Below are 11612 nucleotides of genomic sequence, written 5' to 3' on the forward strand. Positions count from 1 at the left end.
ATCCTTGAGTGAAGGTTTAAATCTTGAAACTATTCAATAATTCATAGTCTGTCACATCTATCTTGGTAGGTGTGATGGAGATATATCCATGATTCAGAGCCCACTGGTCGGTATCAGTAGCCTCCGGCTCATCATTGCGATATTCTCCCACCATCCAATAGTAATCGTAGCCACGCGGATGATGACGCTTTTCCACCTCATGAATCCAGGAACCACGGGTCATGCGGCACATCTTAAAGCCCTTGAAAGGCGGATTCGCAGGGAAATTCACATTCAGACAGGTATCTATAGGCAAACCTTCCGCAAGCACTTTCTTCACAATAGCGACAGCCCCATCCTTCAACGGAGCAAGATCGGCATTCTCATCGTAATTGCAACTACTGAAGGCCACAGAAGGAATACGCTTCATGCACCCCTCCTTGGCAACACCCATCGTACCGGAATAATGATTGTTGACACTGGAATTATCACCATGGTTGATGCCACTCAGAATCAAGTCTGGAGTACGCCCAGGAAGCAATTGATCTAATGCCAACTTCACACAGTCAACAGGCGTACCGCTGCATGACCATACTTCCACATCCTCTCCCATATTCTTGCGGCGTTTCAGTCGCAATGGTTCTGTGGCAGAAAAGGCACAGGCATATCCCGACCGGGCACTTTCAGGAGCCACAACCAGCACGTCGCACCAGCCTTTGAGGAAGCCGACGAGCGTTTTGATACCATTGGCATGATAGCCATCATCATTCGAAATTAAAACTAAAGGTTTCTTATTTTCCATAAAATTTCCTTTCTTTTGGGTGCAAAAGTAATAAAAAAACTATAAAGTAACGTATTTCTCGCATAAAATATGTATCTTTGCATCGATTTTCACTATTATAACATATAGAAAATGGGAAAAATTATCGCATTAGCTAATCAAAAAGGTGGTGTAGGAAAGACTACAACTACTATCAATCTGGCTGCATCGCTGGCCACATTGGAGAAGACAGTCCTCGTTGTTGACGCTGACCCTCAGGCAAACGCCTCCAGCGGTTTGGGTGTCGATATCAAGGAGGTGGACTGCTCGCTCTACGAATGTATCATCGACCACGCCGATGTCCGCGATGCGATATATACCACCGATATTGACGGTTTGGACATTATCCCAAGCCATATCGACCTGGTGGGTGCTGAAATAGAAATGCTCAACCTTAAGAACCGTGAGAAAGTAATCAAGACCTTGCTGGAACCTATCCGCGATGATTATGATTATATCCTCATCGACTGTTCTCCTTCACTGGGACTCATCACTGTCAACTCGCTTACCGCTGCCGACAGCGTCATCATCCCTGTGCAGTGCGAATATTTCGCTCTTGAAGGTATCAGCAAACTGCTCAACACCATCAAGATTATCAAGAGTAAGCTGAATCCGAAACTGGAAATCGAAGGATTCCTGCTCACCATGTATGACAGCCGTCTCCGCCTTGCCAACCAGATCTATGACGAGGTAAAACGACACTTCCAGGAACTGGTGTTCAAGAGTGTCATCCAGCGCAACGTGAAGTTGAGCGAAAGTCCAAGTCACGGTCTCCCTGTCATCCTCTACGATGCAGAGTCAAACGGTGCCAAGAACCATCTGGCACTGGCAAAAGAGATCATCAACAAGAATAGTTAACAAGTAAAGACAAGAGAATTCTTCACTCTTCACTTAAAAACAACATAATGGCAGTACATAAGAAATACAATAACGGAACGAAAAGCAATGCCTTGGGTCGTGGACTCGATGCATTAATATCAACAGAAGGCGTTCGCACCCAGGGCAGCAGCACCATCAACGAGATAGCGCTCGACCAGATAGAAGCGAACCCCAACCAGCCTCGTCGCGAGTTTGACGAGGAAGCCTTGCACGAACTGGCTGAAAGCATCAAGGCTATCGGTATCATACAGCCCATCACCCTGAGACAGGTATCGGAAAACAGATTCCAGATTATCGCCGGTGAGCGCCGATGGAGAGCTTCCCAACTGGCTGGTCTCCTGGCTATCCCTGCCTACATCCGCACCATCAGCGATGAGAACGTGATGGAAATGGCTTTGGTGGAGAATATCCAGCGCCAGGACCTCAACGCCATCGAAATCGCCCTTGCCTATGAGCATCTCCTGGAAAACGAGGGAATGACACAAGAGAAGATTTCCGAGCGCGTGGGCAAGAGTAGAGCAGCCATTGCCAACTACCTCCGCCTGCTGAAACTGCCTGCCCAGGTACAGATGGCATTGCAGAAGAAGGAAATCGACATGGGACACTGCCGTGCACTGCTTGCACTTGACAGTCCGTCGCTACAAATCAAACTCTTCAAGGAAATCCAGAAAAACGGTTACTCAGTTAGAAAGGTAGAAGAAATGGTGCAGCACCTGAAAAACGGTGAGGACATCGAGAGTGGCAAGAAGACGATCACATCCAAGTCACAGGTACCAGAGGAGTTTACTATGCTGAAAGACCGTCTTTCTAAATTCCTCAACACCAAAGTACAGTTCACCTGTTCACCAAAGGGCAAGGGAAAAATCAGCATTCCTTTCGCCAACGAGGAAGAATTGGAGCGCATCATGAGCGTTTTCGACCAATTAAACCAAAACAAAAATTAAAAAAGTGAATTTCAAGTTATCACATATCTGCATCATGGCACTGCTATGGCTGGGCACAACACAGGCGATGGCACAAAAGGACTCACTCGCCGTAGAAAGCCTGAGCCTGGAGGATTCGATTACCATCGACAGTGCCTCCCTGAGCAAAGCACTCGCCCCTAAAGCGCTGAGAAAGAAGCGCAACTGGGCCACCTGGAGGCCAGACACCAAGCGTGCCATGTGGCTTGCTCTCGTATTGCCAGGTGCAGGACAGATTTACAACAGGAAATACTGGAAGCTGCCTATCATCTACGGTGGCTTCGTGGGATGTGCCTATGCCATGAGCTGGAACAACCAGATGTATCATGACTACTCACAGGCATATCTGGACATCATGGACGATGACCCCAACACACAGAGCTACAACCAGTTCTTGCACTTGGGAGCCCAAATAGATGCCAGCAACATAGAGCGATATAAGGAAATCTTCCGCAAACGCAAAGACCGCTATCGCAGATGGAGAGACATGAGTATGTTTGTGATGATAGGCGTATATGCCTTCTCCGTCATTGATGCATACGTGGATGCTTCCCTCTCTGAATTTGACATCTCAGACGACCTGTCGCTCAGAGTAGAGCCTACGGTAATCAACAACAACCAGAGAACCCGCAACCCATTGCGTTCTTCTACGCTTGGCCTGCAATGTTCTCTCACATTCTAAAGAAAACCGTCCTGCCTCTTCAGGAAAAGGGAAATACCCATTCCGAAAAAGGGAAAAACATTACGGGAAGAAACTATATACATTATTATATATATAAGAAAATCGAAAAAGCAAAATAGACCATTATATCAGAATGAAGAAAGTAATCATATTTGCAGCTATATTGCTTAGCTGTTCTACCGGGATGCAAGCGCAAACCGAAAACGGTGACAACGATGATGTGATCACCGTAACAGACAAAGACGGAAAAGCAGAAGAAATCGAAATTCCTACAGGTTTGGAGGACAATCTCGACAGCCTGCTCCATCTCTACAATGCTCAGACATATATGATGCTGGATACAGCATGCAACTACAAGGATGAAAACCGAACATACCCTAAAGAGGTATATATCGACCGCCTGAAGAGACTCCCTACCATCATAGAGATGCCATACAATGAGGTGGTACAGAAATTCATCGACCGCTATAGCGGCAAGTTACGCCGCTCTGTCAGCTTTATGTTGGGAGCCAGCAATTTCTACATGCCTATCTTCGAGGAGGCTTTGGAGGCATACAACCTGCCTTTGGAATTGAAATATCTGCCAGTCATTGAATCAGCGCTCAATCCGAAGGCTGTTTCAAGAGTAGGTGCCACAGGTCTCTGGCAGTTTATGCTGGGCACAGGCAAGCGCTACGGACTGGAAGTAAACTCATTGGTAGATGAACGCCGCGACCCGGTGAAAGCATCTTATGCTGCAGCCCACTACCTGAGTGATCTCTATAAGATCTTCGATGACTGGGAATTGGTAATCGCTGCCTACAACTGCGGTCCAAGCAAGGTAAACCAGGCCATCCACCGTTCCAAGGGTTCTGCTGACTACTGGAGCATCTATCCATACCTCCCAAAGGAGACCCGTGGATATGTACCTGCATTCATCGCAGCCAACTATATCATGAACTACTACTGCGAGCATAATATCTGTCCGATGGTCACAGAGTTGCCAGCCAAGACAGACACCGTGGTAGTAAACAGAGATCTTCACTTAGAGCAGATTGCACAGGTATTGAATATCAATATCGAACATCTGCGCAACCTCAACCCAGAATACCGCCGCGACATCGTCAACGGACTCAACAAGCCTATGACCGTACGTCTGCCAGAATCTCTCGTGGGAGCATTCATCGACAATGAAGACTCAATCTACAACTTCAAGACCGACGAACTGCTGTTGAAGCGCGATGTAGTGGATGTCAAGGAAGATACACCATCTGTAGGCCGCAACCACAGTTATAGCCGCAGCAGATCTTCTTACAGTTCAAGAAGCAGAAGCTCTTACAGCAGAAAGAGCAAGAAATCAAAAAAGAAAAAGACAACTCGCAGCAAGAGTGTAACCATCAAGAATGGCGACACCTTATCAGAAATAGCAGCACGCAATCACACGACCGTGAAAAAACTTCGCAAACTGAATGGTATTTCTGGTAACACAATACGTGCCGGCAAGAAGATCAAGGTGAAGTAAAACACCTTGATTTGCCGACAGACAACACATACTGATTCATCAACTAAAAATTTCAGCAGGAGGGTAAAACCATGAACGATCAGAACTTGAAGGAACTGGAAAGAGAGCAGGCTGACAACAAGCTCATCAATGATGCTTTCCAGCATTTGATAGACACATACGTGGCTTCACGCCACCGCAAGAAAGTAGATATCGTAACGAAAGCTTTCAACTTTGCACGACAAGCTCACAAAGGAGTACGACGACTCTCTGGTGAGCCATATATCATGCACCCTATCGCCGTGGCTCAAATCGCCTGCGCAGAAATGGGATTAGGCTCTACCAGTATCTGTGCAGCCCTGCTCCATGACGTGGTGGAAGATACTGACTATACAGTAGAAGACATCACCAATATCTTCGGTGCTAAAATAGCACAGATTGTAGATGGACTGACCAAGATCAGCGGTGGTATCTTTGGAGATAAGGCTTCTGCGCAGGCAGAAAACTTCAAGAAACTCCTGCTCACCATGAGCGATGATATCCGTGTCATCCTCATCAAGATCTGCGACCGTCTGCACAACATGCGTACCCTCGCTTCCCAACCGGCAAACAAACAATACAAGATTGCCGGAGAAACGCTCTACATCTATGCTCCATTAGCTAACCGCCTGGGACTGAACAAGATCAAGACGGAATTGGAGAATCTCAGTTTCAAATACGACCACCCGCAGGAATATGCCAACATAGAGCATAAACTTGCAGATACAGAAGCACAGCGTGACAATCTCTTTGCACAGTTTACCGCCCCTATCCGTGAAGAACTCGATAAGTTAGGCGTAGAATACAAGATCAAAGCCCGTGTAAAGAGCCCTTATTCCATCTGGAACAAGATGCAGAACAAGCATGTCTCATTCGACGAAATCTACGATATTCTGGCAGTCCGCATCATCTTTACCCCTAAAGTAAGGGCAAACGAGGTGAACGAATGCTTCAATATCTATGTAGCCATCAGCAAGATATACAAGAGTCATCCAGACCGTCTGCGCGACTGGCTCAACCATCCGAAAGCCAATGGCTATCAGGCGCTCCACGTCACCCTGATGAGTAAGCAGGGACGCTGGATAGAAGTACAGATTCGCTCAGACCGCATGGACGAAGTGGCAGAACAGGGATTTGCCGCACACTGGAAATACAAAGAGGGTGAAAACGAATATACAGAGGATGAAAACGAGCTGAACGACTGGCTCGGCACCATCAAGGAAATTCTGGATGACCCACAACCGGATGCCATGGACTTCTTGGACGCCATCAAACTCAACCTCTTTGCATCAGAAATCTTCGTCTTCACGCCTAAGGGAGAAATCAAGACCATGCCAGCCGACTGTACTGCACTCGACTTCGCTTTCCAGATCCATACCTTCTTGGGAAGCCATTGTATCGGTGCTAAGGTCAATCATAAACTGGTTCCGCTCAGCCATAAGTTGCAAAGTGGCGACCAGGTGGAAATCCTGACCAGTAAGAGCCAGCATGTACAACCAGCATGGATCAACTTTGTCAGCACAGCCAAGGCAAAGAGCAAGATACAGGCCATTCTGAGACGAGACAACCGTGAAATACAAAAGAAAGGTGAGGAAGTACTCAGCGAGTGGCTCCAGAAGAATGCGATGGAGACAACAACGTCTATCGTAGATAAACTTTGCGACTTCCATAACATCCAGAAACATGAGAACTTCTTCCTGGCTTTAGGCAACCACACTATCATCTTAGGAGAAAAGGATCTCGACGAACTGCAGGGTAAGAACAAGAAGGTAAAACAATCCAGCAGCTGGCGCAACTATATCCCATTCCTCGGCAGTAAGAGTAAGGAGAAGAAGCCGGAAATCGGCACAGAGAAAAAGGAAGAACTCTTCATTGTGGGTAAGGATTTCAATAAGAAGAAACCGCTGATCATCACAGAAGAAAACATCAACCAGTTTATCTTCCCTACCTGTTGCCATGCCATCCCTGGAGATGACATCATGGGATTCATCGACAACAAGAACCGCATAGAGATACACAAGCGTGCCTGCCAGGTAGCAGCCAAGTTGAAATCCAGCTATGGCAACCGCATCGTAGATGCCAAATGGGACATGCACAAGCAGCTGCTCTTTGATGCAACCATCGAGATACAGGGCATCGACCGCAAGGGCATGTTGCTTGATGTAAGCAAGGTTATCAGCGATCAGTTGGGTGTCAATATCCACAAGCTTACCATCAGCAGCGACAATGGTATCTTCGACGGTACCATCGAACTTCGTGTCCACGATAGAGATGAGGTTAAGAAGATTACCGATATGCTCAAGAATATCGAGGACTTGCAGGATGTGCAGAGAATATTATAATTCTATATAAATCTACTGTAAACAATGAAAAAGGTATTATTAGCAATGATGCTATTCTTGGCGGCATGGCCAGTGCTTGCCGCCAACAAGTATGACAACCCGGATACCCTGGTAGTTTCCCGAGATGGAACAGGTGAATTCCGCACCATCGACGAAGCCATCGAAGTCTGCAGAGCCTTCATGGACTATACCAAGGTCATCTATGTAAAAAAAGGAGTGTATAAGGAAAAGCTCATCATCCCATCGTGGCTCACTAACATCACCATCTGTGGTGAAGACCGTGACAACACCATCATTACGTGGGATGACCATGCCAACATCAAGATGCCAGTAGGCGGTCTGGATTCAGAAGCAGCCGTAAAAGGTAAACCGATGGGCACCTTCCGCACCTATACCCTCAAGGTTCAGGGAAGCTACATCACGCTCAAGGATATCACCATTGAGAATAATGCAGCCAAGTTAGGACAGGCAGTAGCCCTGCATACAGAAGGCGACCATATCCTGGTACAAAACTGCCGCTTATTGGGCAATCAGGATACAGTCTATACTGGCGTAGGTGGTACAAGAGTAGCTTTCTACGACTGCTATATCGAGGGAACAACTGATTTCATCTTCGGTCCAAGTATTGCCTGGTTCCAGAATTGCGAAATCCACAGCAAGGCAAACAGCTATATCACAGCAGCCTCTACCCCAGCAGGTCAGAAGTACGGCTATGTCTTCTACAAGTGCAGACTGACAGCCGACAAGGATGTGGATAAAGTATATTTAGGCCGTCCTTGGCGTCCATTTGCAGCCACCATTTTCATGGATTGTGAACTGGGCAAACATATCCGTCCAGAAGGATGGCACAACTGGAATAATGCCAAGAATGAAGAAACAGCCCGTTATGCAGAATATGGCAACAAAGGCGAAGGAGCCTCAACCAAGAATCGTGTAAAATGGAGCAAGCAACTCTCCAAGAAAGAAGCAGCCAAAGTAACGCTTCTTGATGCATTCGGAGAAGATTGCTGGTAATAAAGCTTCACCCTCCATTGAAGCAGTACTTCATTGCAAAAGAAGCTATACTTCACTCCCTTATGAAGTATAGCTTCTTTTTTGTTTGTCCTAAACTAACATATCGATTTGCTTTTTCAAGTCTTTCAACTGATCTCTCACGCTAATCAAAGTATCCAAGACTTCCGATGATTTATCAGCACCGGAACGGTTTTGCTGGAGATATTTTCGGGCAGCAGCAATCTTAAATCCCTTCACTTTGATCAGCGAATAAATCACCTTAATCTGCTCAATATCCTTCTCCGTATATTGACGCACCTTATTGGCAGTAACCTTCGGTTTGATAAAGGTAAACTCCTTCTCCCAATAACGCAGAGTAGATTCATTCACCCCTATCATTTCAGCTACTTCTTTGATGGAGTAGTATAATTTCACCGGTTTATCTGTATTTAATGCCATATTTTACCCACTTAAATTTCAAAAATAATTAATTTAGTTGCAAAATTAAACAATTCTTCTTATCTTTGCAAAGTTTTTGGGGAGAAAATGCCCTAAAGGGCAAAAATATTTCAAAGAGAGGATGTCGCCATCCCCTCTTCCAAACAGGAAATTGAAATTAAAGATAAATATAAAATAGATATGATGACAGCTAATGAAGTGCGCGAATCCTTCAAGAAATTCTTCGAAGGTAAAGGCCACAAGATTGTTCCATCAGCACCTATGGTTATCAAGGATGACCCTACGCTGATGTTTACAAACGCTGGTATGAACCAGTGGAAAGACATCATCCTCGGTACAAAAGATCCAGGCAAGGATGTACGTCGTGTTGATACTCAGAAATGTCTCCGTGTAAGCGGTAAGCACAACGACCTCGAAGAGGTTGGTCACGATACTTACCACCACACCATGTTCGAGATGCTCGGTAACTGGAGCTTCGGCGACTACTTTAAGGAGGGTGCCATTGATTTGGCATGGGAGTATCTTACTGAAGTTTTGAAGCTCAACCCTGCCGATCTCTACGTTACCGTATTCGAGGGTAGCAAGGAGGAAGGTCTGGAACGCGACAACGAGGCTGCAGGTTACTGGGCTAAGCACGTGCCAGCCGACCACATCATCAACGGTAACAAGCACGACAACTTCTGGGAGATGGGCGAAACAGGTCCTTGCGGTCCTTGCTCAGAGATTCATGTGGATTCTCGTACTCCAGAAGAGAAGGCTCAGGTGCCAGGCCGTGAGTTGGTAAACAAGGATAACCCTCAGGTCATCGAAATCTGGAACATCGTGTTCATGCAGTACAACCGCAAGGCTGACGGTTCTCTCGAACCACTCCCAATGCACGTTATCGATACAGGTATGGGCTTCGAGCGCCTGGTTCGTATGTTGCAGGACAAGCACTCTAACTATGATACAGATATCTTCCAGCCAATCATCAAGGAAATTGAGACAATCTCTGGCAAGAAGTATGGCTTTACTACTCCTACCGGTGAAAATGGTGAGGGCAAGGATGAGCAGGAAAAGATTGACATCGCTATGCGTGTTTGCGCCGACCATCTCCGTGCCGTAGCTTTCTCTATCGCCGACGGCCAGTTGCCAAGCAATGCCAAGGCAGGTTACGTCATCCGTCGTATCTTGCGCCGTGCTGTACGTTACGCTTACACATTCCTCGGTCAGAAGCAGGCATTCATGTACAAGCTCGTCAATGTATTGGTAGAGCAGATGGGTGCAGCCTTCCCTGAGTTGCCAGCTCAGCAGGAACTCATCACCCGCGTGATGAAAGAGGAAGAGGATTCATTCCTCCGCACCTTGGAGAAGGGTATCAACCTCCTCAATGGCGATATGGACGAGCTCAAGGCTCATGGCGAGACTCAGCTCGATGGCGTAAGCGCATTCCGTCTCTTCGATACATACGGTTTCCCTCTCGACCTGACAGAGTTGATCTGCCGTGAGAATGGTTACACCGTTGATGCTGCAGGCTTCGATGAGGAGATGAAGAAGCAGAAGGAACGTGCCCGCAATGCTGCTGCCGTAGAGAATGGCGACTGGGAGGTTTTGAAGGAAGGCGACCAGAACTTCGTGGGATACGACTATACAGAATATGAGTGCCACATCCTGCGCTACCGCAAGGTGACTCAGAAGAAGAACTCTTTCTATGAGTTGGTACTCGACAACACTCCATTCTATGGTGAGATGGGTGGACAGGTTGGCGACAAAGGTGTGCTCGTCAGCGAGAATGAGACCATCCAGATCATCGACACCAAGCGCGAGAACAACCAGAGCATCCACATCGTAAAGGAGTTGCCAAAGGATGTAAACGCTGATTTCATGGCTTGCGTAGATATCGAGAGCCGCGAGGGAAGTGCTGCCAACCATACAGCTACCCACTTGCTCGACTACTGTCTGAAGCAGGTTTTAGGCGAGCACGTAGAGCAGAAGGGTTCTTATGTAGATAAGGACACCTTGCGTTTCGACTTCTCTCATTTCCAGAAGGTAACTGATGAGGAGCTCCGCAAGGTAGAACACATGGTAAACGAGATGATCCGTGCAGACTATCCATTGGATGAGCACCGCGATACTCCTATCGAGGAGGCTAAGGAGCTTGGCGCTATCGCCCTCTTCGGCGAGAAGTATGGCGACAAGGTTCGTGTGGTTCGCTTCGGTCCATCAGCCGAGTTCTGTGGTGGTATTCACGCCAAGAGCACCGGTAAGATCGGTTTCTTCAAGATTATCTCTGAGAGCAGCGTAGCAGCCGGCATCCGCCGTATCGAGGCCTTGACAGGCAAGGCTTGCGAGGAAGCTATCTACAGCTTACAGGATACCATCGTAGCCTTGAAGGGCTTGTTCAACAATGCCAAGGATCTTGAGGGTGTCATCAGAAAGTACATCGACGAGCATGATGCCTTGAAGAAGGATGTTGAGAAGTTCCAGGCTCAGGCTGTGGAGCGTGCCAAGGATAAGCTTGTAGAGAATGCAAGAGAAATCAATGGTGTGAAGGTTGTTACTGCCGTATTGCCTATGGAACCAGCAGCTGCCAAAGATTTGGTATTCAAGGTTCGTGAGGCATTGCCAGAGAACATGATCTGCGTAGTAGGTTCTGTTTATAACGACAAGCCTATGCTCAGCGTGATGTTCAGCGATGATATGGTTAAGGATCACGGTTTGAACGCAGGTAAGATGATTCGCGAAGCTGCCAAGTTGATTCAGGGTGGCGGTGGCGGTCAGCCTCACTATGCCCAGGCTGGCGGTAAAAACAAGGACGGCTTGAGCGCTGCAGTAGATAAGGTTGTAGAGTTGGCTCAGCTGTAATAAGTCTGTCTTACTACAGAAAAAGTGTACACCATTTTAACTTAAAAAAAGTAAAATGGAAAGCAAAAAGAATGAACGTGCAAATTACAGTTTAGACTTTAAACTAAAAGTCTTGGCTGACATGTATGAGAAT

Annotated in this window: 9 protein-coding genes; 7 read left to right on the forward strand and 2 right to left on the reverse strand. The window is 46.9% G+C overall.

Going from position 1 to position 11612, the window contains the following annotated elements:
- Positions 1-16: 16 nt before the first annotated feature.
- Positions 17-781, reverse strand: coding sequence for a 5'/3'-nucleotidase SurE (gene surE, locus EXN75_RS13755; RefSeq protein ID WP_134844237.1), 765 nt, complete (start codon positions 779-781; stop codon positions 17-19).
- A gap of 111 nt (positions 782-892) precedes the next feature.
- Here surE and EXN75_RS13760 point away from each other — a divergent pair, with 111 nt between their 5' ends.
- The 6 genes from EXN75_RS13760 to EXN75_RS13785 all read left to right on the forward strand — a co-directional run bounded on the left by EXN75_RS13760 (position 893) and on the right by EXN75_RS13785 (position 8197).
- Positions 893-1657: a ParA family protein gene (locus tag EXN75_RS13760; protein ID WP_022110309.1), complete on the forward strand. Its 765-nt coding sequence runs from the start codon at positions 893-895 to the stop codon at positions 1655-1657.
- A 47-nt stretch (positions 1658-1704) separates the two neighbouring features.
- Positions 1705-2622 carry a ParB/RepB/Spo0J family partition protein gene (locus EXN75_RS13765; RefSeq protein WP_118117812.1) on the forward strand — a complete coding sequence of 306 codons (918 nt, stop codon included), beginning with the start codon at positions 1705-1707 and terminating at the stop codon, positions 2620-2622.
- 67 nt (positions 2623-2689) lie between these two features.
- The gene (locus tag EXN75_RS13770; RefSeq protein WP_233524683.1) at positions 2690-3322 is read left to right on the forward strand and encodes a DUF5683 domain-containing protein; all 633 of its coding nucleotides are present in this window, start codon (positions 2690-2692) and stop codon (positions 3320-3322) included.
- 133 nt (positions 3323-3455) lie between these two features.
- Positions 3456-4823, forward strand: coding sequence for a lytic transglycosylase domain-containing protein (locus EXN75_RS13775; protein WP_134844238.1), 1368 nt, complete (start codon positions 3456-3458; stop codon positions 4821-4823).
- Positions 4824-4894: 71 nt separating this feature from the next.
- Positions 4895-7183: a RelA/SpoT family protein gene (locus EXN75_RS13780; RefSeq protein WP_134844239.1), complete on the forward strand. Its 2289-nt coding sequence runs from the start codon at positions 4895-4897 to the stop codon at positions 7181-7183.
- Positions 7184-7207: 24 nt separating this feature from the next.
- Entirely contained in the window at positions 7208-8197 is a 990-nt protein-coding gene (locus EXN75_RS13785; protein ID WP_022110314.1) for a pectinesterase family protein, read from the forward strand.
- A 90-nt stretch (positions 8198-8287) separates the two neighbouring features.
- Here the strand turns inward: EXN75_RS13785 and EXN75_RS13790 are convergent, their stop codons facing one another.
- The gene (locus EXN75_RS13790; protein WP_022110315.1) at positions 8288-8635 is read right to left on the reverse strand and encodes a MerR family transcriptional regulator; all 348 of its coding nucleotides are present in this window, start codon (positions 8633-8635) and stop codon (positions 8288-8290) included.
- A gap of 180 nt (positions 8636-8815) precedes the next feature.
- Here EXN75_RS13790 and alaS point away from each other — a divergent pair, with 180 nt between their 5' ends.
- Positions 8816-11479, forward strand: coding sequence for an alanine--tRNA ligase (gene alaS / locus EXN75_RS13795; RefSeq protein ID WP_134844240.1), 2664 nt, complete (start codon positions 8816-8818; stop codon positions 11477-11479).
- The last annotated feature ends 133 nt before the right edge of the window (positions 11480-11612 follow it).

This window comes from Segatella hominis (genome assembly GCF_004535825.1).
In the GTDB taxonomy this organism is placed as follows: domain Bacteria; phylum Bacteroidota; class Bacteroidia; order Bacteroidales; family Bacteroidaceae; genus Prevotella; species Prevotella hominis.

Coding starts and splice junctions, on each gene's coding strand:
- surE (WP_134844237.1), bottom strand. CDS start 781: ATGGAAAATAAGAAACCTTTAGTTTTAATTTCGAATGATGATGGCTAT.
- EXN75_RS13760 (WP_022110309.1), top strand. CDS start 893: ATGGGAAAAATTATCGCATTAGCTAATCAAAAAGGTGGTGTAGGAAAG.
- EXN75_RS13765 (WP_118117812.1), top strand. CDS start 1,705: ATGGCAGTACATAAGAAATACAATAACGGAACGAAAAGCAATGCCTTG.
- EXN75_RS13770 (WP_233524683.1), top strand. CDS start 2,690: ATGGCACAAAAGGACTCACTCGCCGTAGAAAGCCTGAGCCTGGAGGAT.
- EXN75_RS13775 (WP_134844238.1), top strand. CDS start 3,456: ATGAAGAAAGTAATCATATTTGCAGCTATATTGCTTAGCTGTTCTACC.
- EXN75_RS13780 (WP_134844239.1), top strand. CDS start 4,895: ATGAACGATCAGAACTTGAAGGAACTGGAAAGAGAGCAGGCTGACAAC.
- EXN75_RS13785 (WP_022110314.1), top strand. CDS start 7,208: ATGAAAAAGGTATTATTAGCAATGATGCTATTCTTGGCGGCATGGCCA.
- EXN75_RS13790 (WP_022110315.1), bottom strand. CDS start 8,635: ATGGCATTAAATACAGATAAACCGGTGAAATTATACTACTCCATCAAA.
- alaS (WP_134844240.1), top strand. CDS start 8,816: ATGATGACAGCTAATGAAGTGCGCGAATCCTTCAAGAAATTCTTCGAA.